The organism is Paenibacillus solisilvae, assembly GCF_042656405.1.
GTDB classification, from domain to species: Bacteria; Bacillota; Bacilli; order Paenibacillales; family Paenibacillaceae; genus Paenibacillus_Z; species Paenibacillus_Z solisilvae.
In genome coordinates, this window is record NZ_JBHSOW010000032.1 from 91,338 (window position 1) to 112,402 (window position 21,065).

The window sequence follows — 21,065 nt, forward strand, 5'->3', positions numbered from 1 at the left end:
GACATGAAGTATGGGGTCGAATGAAGAGAGGTCAGCCGGCAAACCGGAGCGTAATGAAGTGCTGGAGGAGCTGATCAGAAGCACGCCAGCACGTATTGGAGTCGGTAGAGCGGGAACCCGTCCTTTAACATCCACACTGTTAACGCTTAGGCTTGATCATGCTGCGGCAGTCGATTCCGTTTATGGGGAGGTTCGTCCGGAGCTGCTGGACAAGCTTAATCTGTTCTCGGTGACAACGATGTGCAGAGATAAAGAGATGTACTTGAAGCGGCCAGATCTGGGCAGGAGATTGACACCTGAGAGCGAGGCTCGGCTTGCTGCGGCCTGCATGGCAAAGCCTCAAGTCCAGATTGTCGTATCGGGCGGTTTGAGCGCGGAAGCCATTGAAGCGAATATTGAGGATGTTTACCCGTCCTTGCTGGACTCGCTCCGCTCCTATAAGCTGACTTGGGGCACGAGCTTCTTCGTGACTAACGGCAGAGTCGCCTGCATGGATCATATTGGCGAACTGCTGGAGCCGGAGGTGCTTGTCATGCTGATCGGGGAGCGGCCTGGACTTGCTTCACCGCAGTCCATGAGCGCGTATCTATGCTACCGGCCGCATATCGGAACCGTCGAGTCGGATCGGAATGTGCTCTCTAACATCCACCGCAATGGAACCCAGCCGATTGAAGCGGGCGCGCATATCGGGACAGTGGTTAAGGCCATGATCGAGCAGGGCACCAGCGGCATGAATTTAAGAATGTAATCGTTTTTGAATCTAGTCTACTCATCTACTCGACGATTTTAATTGAAAGAGGCTGAATGCATGAGCAAATCCTTGCGTTACCGTCCCGACGGCACCTTCACGATTGCCCAATTTACCGATCTGCACTGGCAGAATGGAGAAGAAGACGACGCCAAGACAGGTGCGCTGATTCAGCGGGTAATCGACGCCGAGCATCCGGACCTAGTTGTTTTCACGGGGGATGTTATTTATAGCAAAAACTGTGCGGATCCCAGACAATCCTTTCGTGATGCGGTCGCGGCCGCTGAGCGCAGCGGTATTCCTTGGGCCGCTGTGCTGGGCAACCATGATACGGAGCATTTGGTCACGAGGGAAGAACTGATGCAGGTTCAGCTTGAGCATTCCAATTGCGTCAGCGAGGCTGGCCCGGAGGATATAGCCGGGGTCGGTAATTTTGTGATTCAGGTCAAGGATGCGCAGGACAAGGAAACGCTTGCCGCTTTGTATTTTCTCGATAGCGGAAGCTACTCGGATTTCCCGAGCATTGAAGGGTATCAATGGATACAGAGAAATCAGATCGACTGGTATGTGCAGCAGTCACGTTCACTGACAGCGATGAATGACGGCTGTTCGTTGCCGGCGCTGGCTTTCTTCCATATCCCTTTGCCAGAGTATAAGGAAGTATGGAAGACAGAGTTATGCTATGGCCACCGCCATGAGAAAGTAGCCTGCCCGCCGATTAACTCGGGCATGTTCGGCGCCATGATTGAGATGGAGGATGTCGTCGGTACCTTTTGCGGCCATGATCACATCAATGATTACTGGGGTACTCTGCATGGGATACGCTTATGCTACGGGAGAGCGACCGGTTATCATACTTACGGAAAAGAAGGCTTCCGGCGGGGGGCGAGGCTGATTCGCCTGAATCAGGGGGAGCGGGACTTCGAGACATGGCTGCATCTCGATGATGGAACGGTTGTAGAGAGGCCTAAGGAACATTATCCGAAGGGATAAGCAAAGAGGAGGGACCAGGCTGATGGAAGTGTTGAAGCGGAAAATCATTGAAGAAGGCATAGTGCTGAATGACCAGGTGCTGAAGGTCGATAACTTCCTGAATCATCAGATTGATGCGGCGCTAATGCTCGCTATCGGCCAAACCTTCGCGAAGCTGTTTGCGGAAGATGGAATCACGAAAGTATTAACGATTGAGTCATCCGGCATCGCTCCAGGTGTGATGACCGCCATGCAGCTTGGCGTCCCCCTCTTGTTTGCCCGTAAACGCAAGTCCTTGACGCTGCAGGAGGATCTCTATACCGAGAAAGTATACTCGTTTACCAAGATGGAAGAAAGTGAGGTTACGGTGTCGAGGAAGTTCTTGTCTCCAACCGACCGAATTCTCATCATTGATGACTTCCTGGCTAACGGAGAGGCTGCGCTTGGAATGGCGCGGATCGTTAAGCAGGCAGGGGCAGATGCAGCGGGCATCGGCATCGTAATCGAGAAATCCTTCCAGCCCGGCAGAGAGAAGCTGCTAGAGCAGGGCTACCGTGTGGAGTCGCTTGCCCGCATTGCTTCGCTTACGGACAATCAGGTAACCTTCGTTCCGGATGGCGCCGGGACGACCCGCTTCTTACCGCTTCGCAAATCATGAACTTCTTTTGTCCGACGCTTGCAACCGAATTGAATCTGTCCTCTCAGGACTGCCTAACATGTCTATCCGGCATGAATAGGCGGTTATTTTTTTGCTGTATTTTGTCGAAATCGCTTCGTGATTGTCAGAATCTGTGCTAACCTGAAAATAAGATAAACAAGGAGTGTCAGGATATGAAGCGGGTTCTTGTAACAGGCTATAAAGCAACGGAGCTCGGGATCTTCGCCATGAAGCATCCAGGGATCGATATCATTAAGAAGGCCATTGCAAAACAGCTGATACGCTTGGCTGGAGAAGGGCTGGAATGGGTTATCGTCAGCGGCCAATGGGGAGTGGAGATCTGGGCAGCGGAGGTAGCCCTTGAGCTTAAACAATCCTATGAGGGACTGAAGCTTGCCGTCATTACCCCCTTTCTGGAGCAGGAAGAGAAGTGGAGCGACCCGAAGAAGGAAATCTACGAGCGCATCCTCTCAGGAGCCGATTATGTCAACAGCATAACGAACAAGAAGTATGACGGTCCTTGGCAGTTCAAAGAAAAGGATCGATTTCTGCTGCAGCATACAGATGGTCTGATTCTCTTGTACGATGAAGAACAGGATGGATCTCCCAAATATATCAAGGAACTGGCTTTGAAGCATGCGCTGCGCGTGCAGGAGTACCCCATCATCACGATTACCGGAGGCGATCTCCAAAGCATTGCCGATGATGAGCAGCAATTTCAATATGATGAATAAGGAGAGAAATGTTATGCCGCAGTTAGTAGTTAAAGGAATCAGCCCGCAGGTCATGATGGGGATAAGCAAGCTGTTAGTGGAGGAGTTGGTTGAAATCTGCCAATGCGCAGCGGATAATTTTACAATCGATTGCTTGTCAGTCACTTCTGTTTTTGGAGGAGAAACGGTGACGACGTATCCTTTTGTCGAGGTTGCCTGGTTTGAAAGGGGACCTGTTATTCGGGATGCCTTTGCTCGAGCGGTGACGCAGCATCTGCATGCTGCCGGGGTAGTCGATGTAGAACTTGCTTTCAAGGTATATGAGGAATCGGCTTATTATATCAATGGTGAAAGCTGCAGCGCCTGATGCTAATCCCCGGTAGAAATGATACCTCATGAAGTAGGGGTGTGAATTTTTCCGAAAAGGTATGTCACAGAGAGAGAGTACGATGAATCGGGGTGCCTAGTTGAAGCCAGTAGTCAGATTAATCATTGCCTCAGCAATCCTTTTTACTTTTTTTGCTTCACTGCTGCCTTCAGTTACCTTCAGCGCAGTGGAGGAAGCAGTACGATCTATATCCAACTGGGAGCAAAGGTGGCAGCTCGATCAGTCCTGGACATCAATAGATTTGTCAAAAGATAAACTGCCCATCAAGCCCGAAGACGTCACTACGCAGTGGATTCGGATTCCACTCGGTCAGCTCGGCCCGAATGACGGGTTATACATAAGCAAGCTGTATGGCAGCCAGGTGCAAATTTCTGTGGATGAGAACGTTATATATGAAGCGAAGCGTTCGTACAAATACGATGTGTTCCGCATCCTGGTGCCTTTGGGGGAGAATCTCTCCGGCAAGTCCATGCTTATTCATGTAACAAGCAGTTCGGAGCGTATCGGGCTTTCATCCAAGCTGTCGGTAGGAGACTATCAGAAGCTCGAAGCCAGGTATGTAAAAGCCAATCTCAATGATGTTTTCCTCGGCTGTGCCTTTCTATTCGTGTCTCTCATTATGCTTCTCAGCTCCATATTTCTTAATCGGGAGCGGGGGAACTGGCTCTCGCTCAGTATTTTGATCATGGCAATCGGATGCCTGATGATCACCTACAGTCCGTTCTTGTTTACCCTTTACGGTGAATTCGGGCAAGTTTTTTACAGCTTGTTCGATCTGTCCCTTTTCTTCTTCATGCCGGCATTAACGTACTTTTTTGAAAATATGTTCGGGCCCGGCTACTTCGGCGTATTCCGTAAGCTGCGAACGTTTCAAATCGGTTTTTCCCTCTTCTGCTTTATTTGCTTTGTCCTTAATCTGCTTACGCATAACCGGTATTTTGATTATTATTTTTTCTTTACCGTCACCCTGCTGGGACTCGTCCTGGTCGTTCAATTTCTGCTTATCATCGTGTTTACGATCATTTACGCATGGAAGGGAAATAGGGAAGCGAGAATTTTATCGGTTGGAATGGGTATTTTTGCAGCGGTTGGGATCGGGGAGATCAGTTGGTTTTTCGCGCAATCGGAAACCTATGACTTTAAGTTCTGGAAGTTCGGAATCGTTGCTTTCATCGGTTCATTGATTATTCTGCTGGGCCGCAAGATGGCAGCGACCCACAAACAAATGGTTCTCTACTCCAAAGAGCTTGAGACTTATAATCTCAAAATCCAGCGTTCCGAGAAAATCGAGGTTATCAGCCAGCTTGCCGCTTCCGTAGCCCATGAAGTGAGGAATCCCCTGCAGGTCTCGCGCGGCTTCCTGCAGCTGCTCGGCGACAGTCTGTCAGATTCGAAAGCGAGAGGCTTTACGGAGGTGGCGATTGAGGAGCTGGACCGCGCAGCCTCCATCATTACCAATTATTTATCATTCGCCAAGCCGGAGCTTGAGTCCATTCATCGGCTGAATTTAGCCAGCGAGTTTGAGCATGTAAGAGATATAATTATGCCGCTTGCTGATATGCAGGGTGTGCAGATGGAAATCGATATTCCCTCTTCTCTTAGTCTGGCAGGGAATGATACGAAGCTGCAGCAAATTTTTATCAATTTGATGAAAAACAGTCTTGAAGCTCTTGGCGACAATGGATGGATTCGAGTGTGGGCGGTTGAACAAGACGGGGAGATTATCATTCATATCCAAGATAATGGCGAAGGAATGGAAGAGCATATTTTACAGCGGTTGGGGGAGCCCTATTTCACTAATAAGGTGAATGGAACCGGACTTGGGCTGATGGTTACTTTCCGAATCATTGAAGTCATGCAGGGGAAATTGGAGTTTAAAAGCAAGAAGGGAGTCGGAACGGAAGCTGTGATGAGGTTCCCGGCCTTGCCGCAGACATCGGTATTAGCGGGTGACACTCCCGCATAGGACAAAAAAAGCTGATGCGATAGATTCGCTTCAGCTCTATTATCCGTCTATTTACCACATCGCTTGAACGCTGTTACCGTCATCGGCTTTGGCTTGCGGCACAGGCGGAATGACGAGATAGAATTTGTTCGGTGATTCTTCAACAGCCGTTACTTCAATATCATCCGGAACGGTAATGTTGAAGGAATCCTGGATAGCCCCTTTTGGATCGGCTAGCAGCTGTTTCTTGAAAGCGGGGTCGCTCCAAGCTTTCTCAATGATCTTGTTAAGCAATTCTTGTTCTGCTGACATGTTATTCACCCTCTGCAATTGGATAATATTCTCACAAATGAGTGTATCATGCTCATCCGACAAATTCTACTAAAATATGATTCTATTCGACTATTTTTTATAATGAATTCACGCCTTAAGACCGAGAACAAGTCCGAATAGGCCCACTTCGAAAGATGCCGCTTCATTATTGTACCATTCATTTAGTTCAGCCTGCCGCTTGGGAGGCAGCGGACTTCCGTAATAAGCTCCTGTCACAGCCTGCATATAGTCATACATTTGCTTTCTCGTCTTCGTTGAATCTGCATTAATGCTGTAGCTGACAGCCTTTAAAGGATTGAAGCCGGCAAATTCGCTTTCCAGCAGAAGGGAATCCTTCAAGCTTAAGAGTCTCGAAGCACGGAGCGGCTTCCTCATGGTTTGGTAAAGCTCACTGAACAAGGGGAGGTTCTCGCTTTGTTTCAGGCTGAGCTGCAGGGACTCTTCAACATCGATAAGGATGACGATGGAATGGGGATGCAGTTGATGGCGCAGCCAATGCATGAAATGCGTCCGGTCCTGCAGATGTGCTGCTGCAAGACGGATGATGACACAGTCAAAGGGCTCAGCCGATTGATAGTTTTCGTAGGGCGTATGTATAAAGGTCAGATGATCGGCTGCTTTGAGCTGGGCATAGCGGAAGATACGATCATCCATTTCTATGCCTGTACACCGCCACATTGGAAATTGATCACTTAACCGTGATAAATATGTACCGTTCCCGCATCCTACATCCAAAACAGACTTCACCTCATTAGGTCCGCTTTCATAATAAGGCTTGAAAAGATCATTTTCTATGGAGAAGAATAAGTCGGCGGTTAATGTCAGCATGGAGTCAAAGCACTGCTCTTTTGTCTGCATGGAAAGCTCCTGTCATGGATCTAAAGGTTACCATTAATTATAGGAGATCAGCTTGGTATTCGCATCCGAATTCAACAAACGTTCATTTCTTGCAAACAAAAACGGCGGATATCCATTTTTGGATACCGCCGCTTTTGTTCGTTGAGACGCGATTAAAATTTGCTCATGTACTGCTCCAATGTTAGACCTTGCTTCGTTATTTCCTGCGCAATATATACACCGACATAGCGGATATGCCATGGCTCATAAGAATAGCCGGTCAGTTTTTCTTTGCCTTCGCCATAACGGATAATGAATCCATATTCGGCTGCATGTGCTTTCAGCCATTTGCCTTCTTTTGTTTTTCCGAAGCTTTCTTCAAGCGCGTAATTGACGCTTGCACTGGATACGTCGATTGCAAGTCCTGTTTGATGCTCGCTTTGTCCCGGATGCGCACTTGTCCGATTAGCGACGGCTTCCCCTTTAAGAGCTGCATTGTAGTCAAAAATAGCTTTTTGCGTTGCATAGGACCGATAGCCGGATACCCCTCTTAAAGAAATGCCGGCTTTCTTCGCGCCTGCGAAGAGTTTTTCTAAAGCGGTCGCAGCAGGCTTACGCAAATATTTTTTTGGGCTTTCTCCGGAGAAGGAGAAAGGTATGTTTGGTTTAACTAAGTCTGCCGGCTTATAGGTAGAAGACAGCTCGCGTTTTTTGTTTACTAGAACGATGGTGCTGCTGCTGTTGGTGACGATGAATTTCCCGGCGCTGTTTTTCTTGATGGTCAAGCTGGGTGTATTCATATGCATGAACTTAGAGAATGCAATTTGGCTGCTGGTCTGCGTGGATGCGGCAGTGTAAACCGCTCCTGCAGCGGAAGCGGAAGCCGATACGTTCTGCGGATCTTGGGCAATTGTGAAAAGGGCTAGCGGAAAACCTATCAAACAAAGTAAAATAAAGGATATAAATGTCGATTTTTTATTCATGCTGCTCTACTACCTCCTAGTAATGCGCGGTTCTGAAAGAAGCCTCCACGTTTCTATTACCATTCTAAGCGGCAGTTGTAACTAGAGCATGTAGTGAATGTTTCTATCTTGTAACATAAATAATGAATAGGATTACAAATTCAAACAAGAGGTGCAGCAGTGAAACCTTTGCTTAAGATAATCGGTATGATGATAATCCTCTTGTGCTTTCTTCCTATCATCCCGGTTTACGCGGACCTGGCACTAGATACGAAGATTGGCAGCTGGGAGATAAAGTGGGAGGAGGAGCAAACCCTATCCTTAACCGAAGCTATGAATCAAGACGGCTATGAGCGGGTGAATGCAGACCATGCCAATAAAGTCATGCCGGCAGGGGCTAAAGGGCTTTGGATCAAGTTTGACTTACCGGCCATTTCTCAAAAATCCGGATTGTTCATCGACAGGCTCTACGGCCAGCAAGTTACCTTGTATATAGACGGACAGTCAAAATACGAGCATGAATATGAGTATCAATATGCCATTAATCGGCTGCTGCTGCCTGTTAATCAAACGGATTCGAAGAAGACGGTATTCATCCATGTACAATCCACGATGGAAGGGATGGGACTGTTCGGGAGCATTCAGGTCGGTGATTATCAGCAATTTACTTCAAGATATATTAAAGATGATTTGGGCGATATCATTCTGGGAAGCTCCTTCTTGTTCGTTGCCCTCCTTATGTTTGTCAGCGCTGTATTTCTTGGCAAAGATCAGGTTATCGGATGGATTTCCTTAAGCTCGGTCATGCTTTGCGCAGGAATTATCCTCATCACAAACGCGTCATTCCTTTACATGTTCTTTGGTCAATACGGGAAAGTTTACCTTCATTTGTTTGACCTCGCGCTGTTCATCTTCATGCCCTCTCTTACGTACTTCTTCGAAAGTGTTTTTGGCAAGGGACCCTACGGGCTCATTCGAAAATACCGGATATTTGAAGTGATTTATTCAATGCTCTGTATCTTCACTTTGGTATTGCAGGATTTTATTCCGATGCGGAACATTTATTTCTTGATTACGGTTTCCCTGTTCGGAATAACGATGATTGTGCAGTTCATGCTTATTTTCTTTCTGTCCATCTTCTATGCGGTCAAAGGTAATAAGGATGCTGCATTTATATCCATCGGCTTTGGCATGTTTGCTTTAATCGGCACGGGTGAGCTGGTCTGGTTTTATGTAAACCCCGGCATGTATGAGCTTCATTTCTGGAAGTGGGGACTAATCGGATTCATCTGCTCGCTTGTCATCCTGCTCGGCAAACGATTCGCGGACAGCCATAGACAAATTGTGAAGTATTCGAAGGAGCTGCAGGTCTATAATCAAAAGCTGCAGCGCTCGGAGAAGATGGAGGTCATCAGTCAGCTTGCGGCTTCCGTGGCGCATGAGGTCCGTAACCCGCTTCAGGTGACAAGAGGATTTCTGCAGCTGATGGGCGACTATGCTTCGGCGGATAAAGAACGCAAATATTTGAAGCTGGCAATTGAGGAGCTTGACCGCGCTGCGGCAATCATTACCAACTATTTAACGTTTGCCAAGCCTCAGCTTGATGAGGTCATTGTGCTTAACCTGGCTGATGAACTGAAGCAAGTTGAAGGCATTATGGTGCCGCTTGCCAATCAGGAGGGCGGCAGGATTATTCTGAATGTTCCGGAGCGGCTGTGTATGCGCGGGAACTCGTCCAAGCTGAAGCAGGCCTTGATCAACATGATGATGAATAGTATTGAAGCATTGGAAGGCAGCGGAAGCATTCATCTATGGGCTTATGAGGAGCTGGGGGAAGCGGTCATCCATATTCGGGATAATGGAAAAGGGATGGAGGAATCCATGCTTAAACGATTAGGAGAGCCGTATTTCTCCAGCCAAACGAAAGGGACCGGCCTTGGATTAATGGTGACCTTCCGAATTATCGAGCTGATGGAAGGCAGATTAGATTTTAAAAGCGAGGTTGGCGTTGGGACAGAGGCCATCATTCGGTTCCCAATTGCCATAGAATAAAGCTAAGGCTGTGCAGCAGACCGGGTATGCGGGGTTTGCTGCACAGCCTTTTTAGGTTTGCGCCGACAGCCAACTGACAAATCCGCCTTGAAGCTGCAGCTGTTTGCGCTGCTGGAGCCGCTGCGCCGCTTGCACCAACTCTTGGGATAATGCTTGGTGAAAGGCGAGCAGATGAGGAAGTTGGATGATGCCCAGTTGAAGGAGCCGCTCATGGCGGTCCAGCGCTTGTTCGGCGAACCGGTCCAGCCTGGTTTCCACCGTAAGAGCATGGTTGATCTGCTCAGGCGTCAGCTGTTCACCGGCAGCCAGCTGTAGTTCCGCATGAAGGAAAGCAAGCAAGCTGTTCTCATTGCCTTCGGCCAGATCCTCCCTCCAATCCGCCCAGTCATCGACCATCTGAAGGGTAATAAGCACATGATCCACCATCTCCGACACCGGCTTAATCAAAGCTTCCTGAGCTGTCAGCAGCAGCAGTCCTGTGCTGGCCAGCTTAAGCGGCCCCGCTTTCCTGGCAAACCGAAGCGGGTTTTGCGGCTCCTTGCTAACTTGCCTTTCAGTTGCAACACTAACGGCCCAATCCGTTATGTAGGTGTTGAAATAGTCCCAGAAGGGCGAGCAAGGGTGAAAAGAGCTGCGGTAGAGATTTAGAAAAGAGAGGTAGAACAGATTGCTCAGTGCAAGCTGTTCATTCCAATCCTTATGTACCTCAGCGCTGTCCATGACATCATCTTGAATGAAGAAGTAGAGCATAATAAATACGTTTGCCAGCGACAATCGCCTGCAACTTTCTGCATCGGCAAAGACAGCGTCCTGGAGCCAGAAGGGCAAGGAATAACAAATATAGTTATTGGTGCTGTTTGCTTCCAGGGGATTGAACTTGTCCAGGTAACGAATCCCGCGAACGCCGAGCGGAGCAGGGAAAGAGGCGATAATCGCTTTAGCTTCAGCAAATACGATAGCCAGCTCATCTTGAGCAGCTGTTTTCCAATTCGACAAGCTATCCACCTCTTTCTTGTAGTTACTACCCGAGTATACAGCAGCCTGATTTGCCGGTACACACCTTATTTATCAAGGAATTGAGCGAGGTTACGCTCCGCCCTCATTCGTCGTCCGTGTTAGTTTCAGCAATATCCGGAAGCTGCTGCACATAACTATCTGACAGATGCAGCAGCTCGAGCGCATCATCATATTGTTCCTTCGCGGCACCGCTTCCGTTTAGCTTGCTTCCATCCAGCTGCAGATTCGTTCCATCCTCATAGGAGACGCCTGGAATGAACAGCCCGGATCCCATGAAGAATGAACCGCTTGGCAGAAAATGGCGCATCGGGAGCACGGTTGGAGGCTGATTCAATAAATCCTCGCCAAAATGGATTTGATTCGCTGCGGAAACACCCGTCAGGTTCGCCACAGTCGGCAGGATATCGATCTGTCCGCCGGTACGCTGAATGACAGACGGATAGGTAACACCCGGTGCGTGCATAATAAGCGGGATGTTGAACATATCGGTATATCCATATTCATGGCCAATCATTTCCTTGAGCAGCGATTTTTCCTTGCTGTCGATGGAATATACAGGCAATCCCTGATGGTCCCCATACAGCAGCACAATGCTGTCGTCCCATATGCCGCTTGCCTTCAGCTGTTCGATAAATCCTCCAAGTGCATAGTCGGAATAGTTCTGGGCTTGGATATAGCTGCCGACGAGTGTACCCTCCAGCTTCTCGGGGAGCTCCATTTTAACCTTGGATTCCGGAATTTTGTAAGGATGATGAGAGCTCATTGAGATCACTTGGGCGTAAAAGGGCTTATCGCTTTGATCCATCTTTTTCAATTCCTCAATTGTCTTCGCATACAGCACTTCATCCGAGGCTCCGAAAGCGATATGGTCTTCATCGCCGAAGAAGCTTTGATCATAATAACGATCCCAGCCAAGCGCTTTATAGAGCTCCGTCCGATTCCAGAATTCCACGCTGTTCGTATGAAAGGTTGCAGTGGTGTACCCATTGGCATGCATCAGCTTAGGCAGGCTTGGCAGCTGCTTCTTGACGTTGTCCTGGGTGGCTGCCTGATGTTTGGGTACGTATAAGGATGTATTCACGACATATTCGGCATCCGAGGTTGTTCCCTGTCCGACCATCGTATAGAAATGGTTATAGTGAAATTCTTCACTTGCCAGTTTATTCAGATTCGGAGTGATCTCCTGGCCGTCCAGTTGAAGTCCGATCAGGAAGTTCTGCAAGGATTCCATTTGAATAATAATGACATTCTTGCCTTTGTCAGCGCCAAAATATTGAGGCTCAGCCGGGACGCTTATCCCTTTGAGATGATCGATAGCAGGCTGGGTGATCTTCTGCTTATCTACCACGGGTGTATCCTCAGTGCTGTCAGCGAATATCGTATACACCTCATAATTCAAGATACCCATTTCTCTGGCTTGCTTGTTCTCGTTCATACTGGCCCTGTTTGGCCATATGCTGATCGTGCACAAGGCTACAGACACGAGGAAGAGCGAAATCAGTACGGATTTTCGGATCGGCCGTAAGTTTATTTGAATCCGCCTCGATTTGTTGCGCAGCCAAAGCGGAATAGCAATCAGCACGATAATATCTATGAAAATCAGCAAGTAGTAGGGATCCATCAGGGAATACGTGCTTTCACCGACTTTGGTTATTTTATCGGCTTGGCTTATGGCGTGATACGTAACAATAATGCCGTAATATTTGTAGTACATCAGAACGGTGAAATACAGCAGAGTAAACAATACATTGGCAATCGTGTAATACAGCAGCTTCCGCTTGGAGGCAAACCATTCGATGAAGCAGAAGACGAGCCAAAAGAACGGAATTTCAGTCAGCATGGTCCCCCAGGAGGGGCCGTCCTCGAAGATAACGAACCATGCTAAACAGCATTTTAACAGCAGAATCAACGTGAACAGCAGAAATCTTCTGTTTCCGAGTCGAATCAATAAAGCCATTTTCCTCATCCCTCTCAGCAAGCTATGAATCTCTCAATTGTATTTACATCTGAAAGAGTTCGCAAGAAACAAGATATATATAAAGCAATAACCCGAAGCCAGTGGGGCCAGGGGTTGTGCTTCGAATGATAGTAATAATCGGCAGTAGTGATTAGGATTGTTGCCCGCTTAATGACTTAATGTCCCATCATCATAGCAGGGTCCGGCTTGTCGCTGCCGGCTAATTGATCGTCTTCTTCTACCCTAGGCTTCCTAAGGAGGAGACTAAGCGCGACGCCTGCAGTTGCAATCCATGCGGCAAGCAAGAAGGTATCCCCGTACCCGGCAACGACGGCCGTCAGCGGATTCGCATCTTTCCCCGCAGTTGATGCATGGGAGGCGATTTGTGATGTCAGGTAGCCGGTCAGACCTGCAACTGCGAACGAAACGACGACCTGCTGGGCCGCTGTCGTGAGCGGCGTTACACGGCTGACTAACCGGCGCGGTGCGGAATTGAGCACATGCGTGTTGAGCGGCATCATAGAGAAGCCCATGCCAAGACCCATCAAGCTGATGGAAACCAGAATGACCCATAGGCTCGTGTCAACGGCGACGCCCGACAGAATGAATAAAGCGACCGAAACGATAATGAGGCCGATGAAAGCAAGCGGTCTTGCTCCGATCTTATCGAACAGCCGGCCCCCGATCGGCATCCCAATACCTGCACAGAGTGCCTGCGGAAGCAGGATCCAGCCGGTTTCCAGCGCTGTATAATGTTTAACGCCCTGCAGGTATAGCGGTACGATCAGCATGGCGCCGAACAGCGCCAGCTGCACGATCCAGGTGAGAATAATGCTCCGCGTGAAATCGGAGGATTTGAATACTTTGAGCTCCAGCAGCGGCTGCTTCTGCCTAAGCTCTACAATAATGAACAGAATCAGAGCTGCACCGCCGACAACCAGGCCTGTAATGGTCTGCGTTGAAGACCAGCTTGTGCCGCCTTCACTTACGCCGTAAGCCAGCATGGAGAAGGCGATCGGAGCAAGGCACATGCCGAGAATATCCAGATGGGGCGCTTTATGGCGATCGGATTTAGGCAGGTATTTCATGCCTAGAATGAAAGCGACGATACCGATCGGAAGATTAATGATGAAGATCCAATGCCAGCTGACGGAGTCAACAAGCCAGCCGGATAAGATCGGACCGAAGGCAGGCGCCATCAGCATTGGAATGCCGAGCAGACCCATTATAGACCCCCGGCGTTCGGGAGGCGCGAGCTTGAATACCATGGCCATCCCGATCGGGGATACCATGCCGCCGCCTAAGCCTTGAATGATCCGGTAGATGATCAACTGCTCCGGTGTTTGGGCGATTCCGCACAAGAGTGAGCCGATCGTGAATAAGGTGATCGTAATAAGAAAGATCTGCTTGGAGCCGAATTTATCGGTCAGCCATCCGGCAAGCGGGATGACGGCAGACAATGCCAGCGTATAACCGGTTACGGTCCATTGTATGGTCTTGAGGTCAGTGCCGAAGTATTCGACAAGCTTAGGAATAGCCACATTGACGACCGTGCTGTCCAGGATAACCATAATCATACCGACGATAATGGCTAATAAAGGCGGAAGAATGGCTTTTAAAGAGAAGTTGTCATCGGCATTTACCGGGTGTTTCGTTTGCGGTCGCGCGGACATAAGTCAGCCTCTGCTTTCTGCTCAATGAGCGGTGTATTTGTAGAAATAATGATCGAAGAAAAGATCGATTTGTTCTTCAACAGAAGCTGAAGGATAAAAATCCAAATCATCGCTTGCTTCATGCTTTTGGGCGAAAGAAGCCTTAACGACGGGTGAAAGAATAGCCGCGAAAATTTGCTGCATCATAAGCAAAGTGGTCTCTCTGTTGATTTCTCCAGTAATTTCAGTCAACACAGCATTTATCTTCTCAAACCCTTGGCGTTTGAAGAAGCGGACATATTCAGTTTGCGACTCGAACAGGCTGTCTTGGCCAAGAAGGCGTTTGACCAGCTCCGGATGCTCCTGCAGCGAAAAAGTGTACTCAAGGATAAACTTTTTCAGCCGGGCCAGAGGAGGGAGCTCCTTCTCGTCAAGAACGGTGAAGGCTTCCCGAAATGAATCCAGCTGAATCTTAAGCGTTTCACTGATTAGCTTTTCCTTGGAGCCGAAATAATAATTGATGAGCGCAATATTGGCTCCCGCTAATCCGGCTATTTTACGAATGGTTACTCCTTCAATGCCTTCGGCTTTGATGAGCTCCAGGGTTGCGTTAAGTATTTTTTCCTTCGTCGAGGTAATCACTCCGATTCTTGAATTTAAACAATGTTTAAAACAAAGTTTAACATACCCTGATTTCAGCTTGCTGTCAACCGCTATTTAACCTGCTTATCCGGATACTGGGAAACTTCTCCTTCGAGCCTTCCCTGCAGCATCGCATTTACAGAGGACTCTATTGTGCTATAATACCTCCATTAACGGCGGCCTAAACCGGTCGTGGTAAGGGGAATGAAAGGAATGAAGAGCCGCATTTTTCAACGCCGGCCGCTAGCTTCCCGATCGCTGCGGCGCACCTTGGTTTTTTATCTGATTATCGGGAGCTTATTGCCGCTTGCTCTTCTTGGTTTGGTCACCTATTTCTCCATTTACTCGATCCTCACGAACAAAATTCAAAGCGGGATCAGCGCCAGCCTCAAACAAGAAGCTGCCAGTCTGGAGAATACGATCAATAATCTCGATTTCGCTTCCAAGCAATTCGCGCTGGACGGGCAAATCGTCGATGAGGTAGCCCGTTTTATGCAGGAAAGCCAGGTGTACAAGAAATCACAGCTTATGTCCAGCATTAACGAGAAAATCAATTTGGTCAATTTCACCAATCCCTACCTTGGTCTGACCGCTTATGTTATACCTGGTGCCGAAGATCCGGTTCTGTTCACGAACTTTACGCTGAGCCGAAATTTCGATACCGGCAAGCTTCCTCCGTTTATCACTTATAACGGCGCGAGTTATTTTGGTCCTCATAAGACCATGTACAACAACAGCTCCAACATCGTTTTTTCGTCTATAAGAGTTGTCCAAGCTCCTGGCGTTAAGAACGTCTACGTTTATCTGGAGACCAATTACAACTTGTTCGCCAAAATACTGAATCAGCAATCGTACGGGATGAAGGTTTCCCATCTGCTTGTGAATGAAGAGGGCGCCGTTACCTATATAGAAAACAAGGATATGTCCTCTGACGTGGTCAAAACCAAATGGAGCAATGACCAGCATGAAATCTATCAAGGCTACCATTTCTTTCGTTACAAAAGCCCGCAGGGCTGGCAGCTCATTACAGCAGTCAAGCAGTCAACGTTCAACAGCGAGATCTATTCCTGGCTCCGCAAGATGCTAATTGTTGCCATGGCCTCGCTTATTTTTGCCGTCCTGCTCGCTTTATTCATCTGGAAGCAGGTATACAGGCCGCTGCGTAAAGTGAATTTGGAGATTGTGCGCATGGCGGAGAACCGGGAGACACCCGTCACCTACACGCAAGTCGAGGAATTCGACCTGCTGCTTGGCAATTTCCAGGATATGAAAACCAAGATTAATGGACTCATTAACGAAGTTGAGCATAACGAGAAGCAGAAGAGCCAGCTGGAGATCGAGAAGCTGCTCAGTCAGATCAACCCGCATTTTTTGCATAATACGTTGAACACTGTCCAATGGCTCGCCAGGATGAACGGCCAGAAGGAGATCGACAAGCTGGTAACTCTTCTAGTCAAGGTGCTGCACTACAACCTTGGGAAGAAGAGCATCATCGTAACCGTACAAGATGAAATCGATGCGCTGCAGAACTATATGGAGCTGCAGCGCATCCGGTACGATTATGAATTTGAGTACGTTGTTCACGTGGATGAGGACGTTGTCTCCGCGGCCATCCCCCGTTTTCTGCTGCAGCCGCTCGTGGAGAATGCGATCTATCACGGTACAAGCGAGCGCAATGGGCGGGTGGATATTACGATTCGCGCACGTGGTTCTGATACCGTTTCCCTGCAGGTTGCCGATAACGGCGAAGGCATTGATCCGCAGACGGCGCATCAACTGCTGAATGAAGACGACTTTACGGCAAAGCGCGGGCTTGGCATCGGGCTATCCTATGTGAATCGGCTGCTGAAGCGTTTCTACGGGGAACAGATGACAATAGATATCACGGGGATACCCAATGTCGGGACGACGATATCCATCGTTATTCCGCGGAAAGCGAGGGAGGATTTCGATGATTAGAGCGATGGTAGTCGATGATGAGAAGCTGGTGCGCAAAGGGTTTATCTCCGTTATTGATTGGGCATCTTTTGGCATCGTTATTGTTGGGGAAGCCGCAGACGGCAAATCCGCGATGGAATTTTTGGCATCGAACGAAGTAGATCTGCTGTTCACCGATATTACGATGCCGGGCATGAACGGATTCGAGCTGCTGAAGCTTGTCCGGCACCGTTTCCCCAGAATGAAATCAGTGGTGCTGACCTGCCATCATGAGTTTGATTTTCTGCAGGAAGCGCTTCGGCTCGGGGCGATTGATTATATCGTGAAGACGCTGCTCGATATGGAGAACGTCGATGACGTGATGAACCGGATCGTCGAACGGATTCAATGGGAAGAGAACAGCAGGGCGGCCTATGCGCCGCCGCTTGAGTCTGATCAAGAGCGGGTATCCGTGGCATCGGCCCTGCTGCTTTGCCCTGTAATCCCTGGCGAGGACAGCACCGAGCTGTTCCGGATGCCAATCGCTCAGCGCAATCCGCTTATGGATCTGGGCGGCATCTGGATGGCGCCTCTCTCCCGGTCCCTGCCGCCCGCCGAGCTTAACCGCGAGCTTGTGAGCTTGCATGCCGGCAAGTGGCAGGCTGCTCTTGTAACCGGCCTTCAGGGTCACCCGTTTGCCGAAGTGAAGCGCACGCTTAGCGAGCGCTTGGCGCGTCAGCTTTTCTACGAATCGGAGCCGGCAGCCGCCAGGTTGTCCACCATACCCTATGAAACGTTACGCCGTGAGCAGCCTGCGTCCGCCTCAGAGATAGAGACAGATTTTGCAAATTGGACATCATTGAAATGGGCGTTGTATTCATCTGATTGGGAGGCTTTCGTGCAGAAGGTGCAGCTCTGCGGGCCTGATCCGGAGAGGCTCGCGGCTTTCGCCGAATCGCTCGGCAAAAACTGGAACGGCCTGCTGCTGGACGAAGAAACGAATAAACGCCTGTATGCCGACCTTAATCGCAACCGGACGTGGAAACAATGGAAGGACTGGTTCCGTTCCTTCTCTGATAACGCGCAGCGCAGAATGCTTGAGCTCTCGCTCTCCAGAGAAGTATTGCTCAGTTTGATTCATGCGGTTCAATACATGAGGCTCCATGCCGGAGATAAAATGAATCAATCCGATGTCGCACTTCATATCAACATGAGCCGCAGCTACTTCAGCCAATGCTTCGCCAGATTCGCGGGCCAATCGTTTGGGGAAATGCTCCGCCATCTGCGTATCGAGCGGGCGAAGACGCTGCTGCTGGAATCCGATGCGCCAGTTTATGAGATCGCCTCGCTAGCAGGCTTCGAAGATGATAAGTATTTTAGCCGGGTATTCAAAGAGCGTGTAGGTAAATTACCGACCGAATATCGGATGAGCGGTATGAAAACGGTTTGATGCCGGTATGAAAACGGTTCACGATCTGCAAACATCCCCGGACCAATTACGGCCGGTTTTCACTCCCTGGAAACCGGGTGGCTCGGTTAAACTGAAAGCGTAATCACAACAGAATGCAAATTAGAAACGGGGGACATCCATGAAAGCGAAGCTTCTTTTTATGGCTGTGGCCATTTCCGTCGTGCTAAGCGGATGCGGCAGCAGCAATAACAGCAATAATTCTTCTGAGGAACCAGCAGGCAGCAAGAATGAACAGACGCAAACGAACACATCCGGCAGCACGAATTCCGGGGACGATTTGGCCTATGAGAAAAGCGCCGAGCCGGTTACGCTCAGCATCGGATTCAAAATTCCCGACGATAAACTGATTAACGGCGATACGAACGACAACAACGTAGCCTCCCGTTATTTTGAGAGCCTCACGAACATTAAAGTCGTTCATTCCTGGGAAGCAAAAGGTGATGATCCGTTCAAGCAGAAAGTAAACCTGGCTATCGCAAGCAACGACTTGCCGGATGCTATGGTCGTAGACCGCAATCAGCTGCGCAAGCTGATTGATAACGATATGCTTGAAGATCTTACAGATACTTACGAGAAATACGGCTCCAAGCTGGTGAAGGATATTTACGCTTCGACCAAAGGCATGGCACTGGAGGATGCGACTTCAGACGGGAAGCTGTACGGGCTGCCGAACGTAGCCATCGAGGCTGATGCCCCCGCACTGCTGTGGGTACGCCAGGATTGGCTCGACAAATTGAAGCTCCCTGCACCGAAAACGATCGATGACCTTGAGAAAATCGCCCAAGCGTTCGTTGAACAAGATCCGGATGGCAATGGCAAACCGGATACGGTCGGTCTGGAAGGCGACAAGCAGGTCGTATTTGGACAGAAGCCGAATCCGAACGGATTCGATTCCATCTTCAGCTCCTACCATGCGTTCCCCAAAAACTGGATCAAAGACGCAAGCGGCAACATTGTCTACGGATCGACAACACCGGAGAACAAAGAAGCGCTTGCCAAGCTCGCTGACTGGTACAAACGCGGTCTGATCGATAAGCAGTTCGCCCTGTACAAAGAAACGCAGGAGCCGATTGTGGCGAACAAAACAGGGCTGTTCTTCGGTCCTTGGTGGATGCCGTATTGGCCGCTGGCTGACTCTGTCACCAACGACACCAAAGCGGAATGGAAAGCTTACGCGGTTCCATCCGACGCTGCTGGCAAATTCGTAACGCATATGGCACCGGTAACGGATCGCTATATCGTTGTGCGCAAAGGGTATGAGCACCCGGAAGCGGCTGTCAAAATGCTTAACGTGTTCACTCGTTATGAGAGAAGACAAGACCCGAATACAGCGGAAGTAAAGAAGCTTGATGACTATGCTGCCCAAACAGGCGTTCACATCCGCAACTACTATCCATTCGACTTGCTGCTTGATTACTCAGACGCTGTCGTAAAACGTTATAATGACGTTCAGAAAGCGCTGAAGGGCGAGGTTGATCCGGCGACATTCGATCCGGATACGAAGCAAGTGTACGACTTCACTGTTCTGGAGAAAGAGAATCCGAAGAAGAACATGGATGCTTGGAAGCCGGCGAAGGCTTATGAGCTCGGCGGAAGCATTCTAGCCAACGAACCGATGGAAAAAGTATTCAGCGTCTTCTACGGCATGACCCGCACGATGGAAACGAAGTGGGTAACACTGGAGAAATTGGAAAACGAAACCTACCTGAAAATCATAGTCGGCGATCTGCCGGTCAGCGCATTCGATGATTTCGTAGCGCAATGGAAGAAGCTCGGCGGCGACCAAATTACCAAAGAAGTTACTGAGATCGTAAACGACAAATAATGACTTGAGCAATAAGCGGGCTTTCAGCAGCGGTTTGCTGGAAGCCCTTCTTCACAAAATTCAAAAAAAAGCGGTGAGAACCGATGCGCATGAAAAAGAATGCAGTCCACTACAACATTATGGTTCTGCCAGGCATTATCCTCCTAGTCCTGTTCAGTATCGTACCGATGTTCTATGCCATCATGGCATTCCAGAATTTCAAACCAGGACGCGGCATCCGGGGGTCTGAGTGGATCGGGCTTGAGAATTTCAGTTATCTGTTCCAATTGCCGGACAGCAAGGTCATATTCTTCAACACCATTTTCCTGGCGGTCTTGAAAATCATCGCCAACCTGATCGTTCCGCTCGTCTTTGCTCTGCTCCTGAACGAAGTGCGGAAGCAATTCTTGCGAAAATCGATCCAAACCATCGTCTATTTGCCGCATTTCCTCTCGTGGGTGCTGCTTGCGACTATATTCTTCGACGTCTTCTCGCTCGACGGAATTGTGAACAAATTGTTCGGGCTGTTCGGGATCGACCCCGTCCTCTTCTACGCCAGCAACAGGTGGTTTCCGGCTATCATTGTCGGCACCGACGTTTGGAAGGAATTCGGCTTCAACGCCATTGTTTATCTGGCTGCATTAACCGGCATCAATCCGGTTCTCTACGAAGCTGCCGATATCGACGGAGCCAGCCGTTTCCGCCAGCTTTGGCATGTCACGCTTCCAGGGGTGCGGACGACAGTCGTGCTGCTAGGAACGCTTGCGCTCGGCAACGTAATGAATGCGAACTTTGACCAAATCTTCAACATGTACAATCCGCTCGTCTATCAGTCATCCGATATTATCGATACCTACGTGTATCGTGTCGGTTTGAACGACTTACAGTACAGTTTGGCAACCGCGGTCGGTTTGCTCAAGTCTGTCGTCAGCTTCATCCTGGTCGTCGTTTCCTACATTATGGCCAGCCGTTTTGCCAATTATCGTATTTTCTAATG

The 21,065-nt window shown here is 49.1% G+C and carries 18 protein-coding genes; 11 read left to right on the plus strand and 7 right to left on the minus strand.

Going from position 1 to position 21,065, the window contains the following annotated elements:
- The first annotated feature begins 10 nt into the window (after window positions 1–10).
- The 6 genes from eutC (at window position 11) to ACFPYJ_RS09340 (ending at window position 5,445) form a co-directional block, all read left to right on the plus strand.
- Window positions 11–748 carry an ethanolamine ammonia-lyase subunit EutC gene (eutC, locus tag ACFPYJ_RS09315; RefSeq protein ID WP_379187832.1) on the plus strand — a complete coding sequence of 246 codons (738 nt, stop codon included), beginning with the start codon at window positions 11–13 and terminating at the stop codon, window positions 746–748.
- 60 nt (window positions 749–808) lie between these two features.
- A complete protein-coding gene (locus tag ACFPYJ_RS09320; RefSeq protein WP_379187833.1) occupies window positions 809–1,741 on the plus strand; it encodes a metallophosphoesterase family protein in 933 nt (310 codons plus the stop codon).
- A gap of 22 nt (window positions 1,742–1,763) precedes the next feature.
- Window positions 1,764–2,378, plus strand: a complete 615-nt coding sequence (locus ACFPYJ_RS09325; RefSeq protein ID WP_379187834.1) for a xanthine phosphoribosyltransferase — start codon at window positions 1,764–1,766, stop codon at window positions 2,376–2,378.
- Between the two features lie 173 nt (window positions 2,379–2,551).
- Window positions 2,552–3,112 (plus strand): SLOG family protein, encoded by a 561-nt coding sequence (locus ACFPYJ_RS09330; RefSeq protein ID WP_379187835.1) that lies wholly within the window; start codon window positions 2,552–2,554, stop codon window positions 3,110–3,112.
- Between the two features lie 13 nt (window positions 3,113–3,125).
- Complete coding sequence (locus tag ACFPYJ_RS09335) at window positions 3,126–3,458, plus strand: DUF1904 family protein (RefSeq protein ID WP_379187836.1); 333 nt, start codon at window positions 3,126–3,128, stop codon at window positions 3,456–3,458.
- Window positions 3,459–3,720: 262 nt separating this feature from the next.
- Window positions 3,721–5,445 carry an ATP-binding protein gene (locus tag ACFPYJ_RS09340; protein WP_379187837.1) on the plus strand — a complete coding sequence of 575 codons (1,725 nt, stop codon included), beginning with the start codon at window positions 3,721–3,723 and terminating at the stop codon, window positions 5,443–5,445.
- Window positions 5,446–5,496: 51 nt separating this feature from the next.
- Here the strand turns inward: ACFPYJ_RS09340 and ACFPYJ_RS09345 are convergent, their stop codons facing one another.
- The 3 genes from ACFPYJ_RS09345 to ACFPYJ_RS09355 all read right to left on the minus strand — a co-directional run bounded on the left by ACFPYJ_RS09345 (window position 5,497) and on the right by ACFPYJ_RS09355 (window position 7,577).
- A complete protein-coding gene (locus ACFPYJ_RS09345) occupies window positions 5,497–5,736 on the minus strand; it encodes an NHLP leader peptide family RiPP precursor (RefSeq protein ID WP_379187838.1) in 240 nt (79 codons plus the stop codon).
- A gap of 108 nt (window positions 5,737–5,844) precedes the next feature.
- The gene (locus ACFPYJ_RS09350; RefSeq protein ID WP_379187839.1) at window positions 5,845–6,615 is read right to left on the minus strand and encodes a class I SAM-dependent methyltransferase; all 771 of its coding nucleotides are present in this window, start codon (window positions 6,613–6,615) and stop codon (window positions 5,845–5,847) included.
- 152 nt (window positions 6,616–6,767) lie between these two features.
- Window positions 6,768–7,577 (minus strand): M15 family metallopeptidase, encoded by an 810-nt coding sequence (locus ACFPYJ_RS09355; RefSeq protein WP_379187840.1) that lies wholly within the window; start codon window positions 7,575–7,577, stop codon window positions 6,768–6,770.
- Between the two features lie 159 nt (window positions 7,578–7,736).
- Between ACFPYJ_RS09355 and ACFPYJ_RS09360 the strand changes: the two genes are divergently transcribed.
- Window positions 7,737–9,608, plus strand: a complete 1,872-nt coding sequence (locus ACFPYJ_RS09360; RefSeq protein WP_379187841.1) for an ATP-binding protein — start codon at window positions 7,737–7,739, stop codon at window positions 9,606–9,608.
- A 51-nt stretch (window positions 9,609–9,659) separates the two neighbouring features.
- Here the strand turns inward: ACFPYJ_RS09360 and ACFPYJ_RS09365 are convergent, their stop codons facing one another.
- The 4 genes from ACFPYJ_RS09365 to ACFPYJ_RS09380 all read right to left on the minus strand — a co-directional run bounded on the left by ACFPYJ_RS09365 (window position 9,660) and on the right by ACFPYJ_RS09380 (window position 14,876).
- On the minus strand, window positions 9,660–10,604 hold the full coding sequence (locus tag ACFPYJ_RS09365; protein ID WP_379187842.1) for a class 1 isoprenoid biosynthesis enzyme: 945 nt from the start codon (window positions 10,602–10,604) through the stop codon (window positions 9,660–9,662).
- Window positions 10,605–10,707: 103 nt separating this feature from the next.
- Window positions 10,708–12,582, minus strand: a complete 1,875-nt coding sequence (locus ACFPYJ_RS09370; RefSeq protein ID WP_379187843.1) for an LTA synthase family protein — start codon at window positions 12,580–12,582, stop codon at window positions 10,708–10,710.
- Between the two features lie 176 nt (window positions 12,583–12,758).
- On the minus strand, window positions 12,759–14,255 hold the full coding sequence (locus ACFPYJ_RS09375) for a DHA2 family efflux MFS transporter permease subunit (protein WP_379187844.1): 1,497 nt from the start codon (window positions 14,253–14,255) through the stop codon (window positions 12,759–12,761).
- Between the two features lie 21 nt (window positions 14,256–14,276).
- Complete coding sequence (locus tag ACFPYJ_RS09380; RefSeq protein WP_379187845.1) at window positions 14,277–14,876, minus strand: TetR/AcrR family transcriptional regulator; 600 nt, start codon at window positions 14,874–14,876, stop codon at window positions 14,277–14,279.
- 213 nt (window positions 14,877–15,089) lie between these two features.
- Here ACFPYJ_RS09380 and ACFPYJ_RS09385 point away from each other — a divergent pair, with 213 nt between their 5' ends.
- The 4 genes from ACFPYJ_RS09385 (at window position 15,090) to ACFPYJ_RS09400 (ending at window position 21,063) form a co-directional block, all read left to right on the plus strand.
- Window positions 15,090–16,835, plus strand: a complete 1,746-nt coding sequence (locus ACFPYJ_RS09385) for a sensor histidine kinase (protein ID WP_379187846.1) — start codon at window positions 15,090–15,092, stop codon at window positions 16,833–16,835.
- The gene (locus ACFPYJ_RS09390) at window positions 16,828–18,243 is read left to right on the plus strand and encodes a response regulator transcription factor (protein ID WP_379187847.1); all 1,416 of its coding nucleotides are present in this window, start codon (window positions 16,828–16,830) and stop codon (window positions 18,241–18,243) included. Before ACFPYJ_RS09385 ends, ACFPYJ_RS09390 begins: the two co-directional genes overlap by 8 nt.
- 139 nt (window positions 18,244–18,382) lie before the next feature.
- Entirely contained in the window at window positions 18,383–20,089 is a 1,707-nt protein-coding gene (locus tag ACFPYJ_RS09395; protein ID WP_379187848.1) for an extracellular solute-binding protein, read from the plus strand.
- 83 nt (window positions 20,090–20,172) lie between these two features.
- A complete protein-coding gene (locus ACFPYJ_RS09400) occupies window positions 20,173–21,063 on the plus strand; it encodes an ABC transporter permease (protein ID WP_379187849.1) in 891 nt (296 codons plus the stop codon).
- The last annotated feature ends 2 nt before the right edge of the window (window positions 21,064–21,065 follow it).

Excerpts from the sequence above, each read along its gene's own strand:
- eutC (WP_379187832.1), top strand. The coding sequence starts at position 11 with ATGGGGTCGAATGAAGAGAGGTCAGCCGGCAAACCGGAGCGTAATGAA.
- ACFPYJ_RS09320 (WP_379187833.1), top strand. The coding sequence starts at position 809 with ATGAGCAAATCCTTGCGTTACCGTCCCGACGGCACCTTCACGATTGCC.
- ACFPYJ_RS09325 (WP_379187834.1), top strand. The coding sequence starts at position 1,764 with ATGGAAGTGTTGAAGCGGAAAATCATTGAAGAAGGCATAGTGCTGAAT.
- ACFPYJ_RS09330 (WP_379187835.1), top strand. The coding sequence starts at position 2,552 with ATGAAGCGGGTTCTTGTAACAGGCTATAAAGCAACGGAGCTCGGGATC.
- ACFPYJ_RS09335 (WP_379187836.1), top strand. The coding sequence starts at position 3,126 with ATGCCGCAGTTAGTAGTTAAAGGAATCAGCCCGCAGGTCATGATGGGG.
- ACFPYJ_RS09345 (WP_379187838.1), bottom strand. The coding sequence starts at position 5,736 with ATGTCAGCAGAACAAGAATTGCTTAACAAGATCATTGAGAAAGCTTGG.
- ACFPYJ_RS09350 (WP_379187839.1), bottom strand. The coding sequence starts at position 6,615 with ATGCAGACAAAAGAGCAGTGCTTTGACTCCATGCTGACATTAACCGCC.
- ACFPYJ_RS09355 (WP_379187840.1), bottom strand. The coding sequence starts at position 7,577 with ATGAATAAAAAATCGACATTTATATCCTTTATTTTACTTTGTTTGATA.
- ACFPYJ_RS09370 (WP_379187843.1), bottom strand. The coding sequence starts at position 12,582 with ATGGCTTTATTGATTCGACTCGGAAACAGAAGATTTCTGCTGTTCACG.
- ACFPYJ_RS09375 (WP_379187844.1), bottom strand. The coding sequence starts at position 14,255 with ATGTCCGCGCGACCGCAAACGAAACACCCGGTAAATGCCGATGACAAC.
- ACFPYJ_RS09385 (WP_379187846.1), top strand. The coding sequence starts at position 15,090 with ATGAAGAGCCGCATTTTTCAACGCCGGCCGCTAGCTTCCCGATCGCTG.
- ACFPYJ_RS09390 (WP_379187847.1), top strand. The coding sequence starts at position 16,828 with ATGATTAGAGCGATGGTAGTCGATGATGAGAAGCTGGTGCGCAAAGGG.
- ACFPYJ_RS09395 (WP_379187848.1), top strand. The coding sequence starts at position 18,383 with ATGAAAGCGAAGCTTCTTTTTATGGCTGTGGCCATTTCCGTCGTGCTA.
- ACFPYJ_RS09400 (WP_379187849.1), top strand. The coding sequence starts at position 20,173 with ATGCGCATGAAAAAGAATGCAGTCCACTACAACATTATGGTTCTGCCA.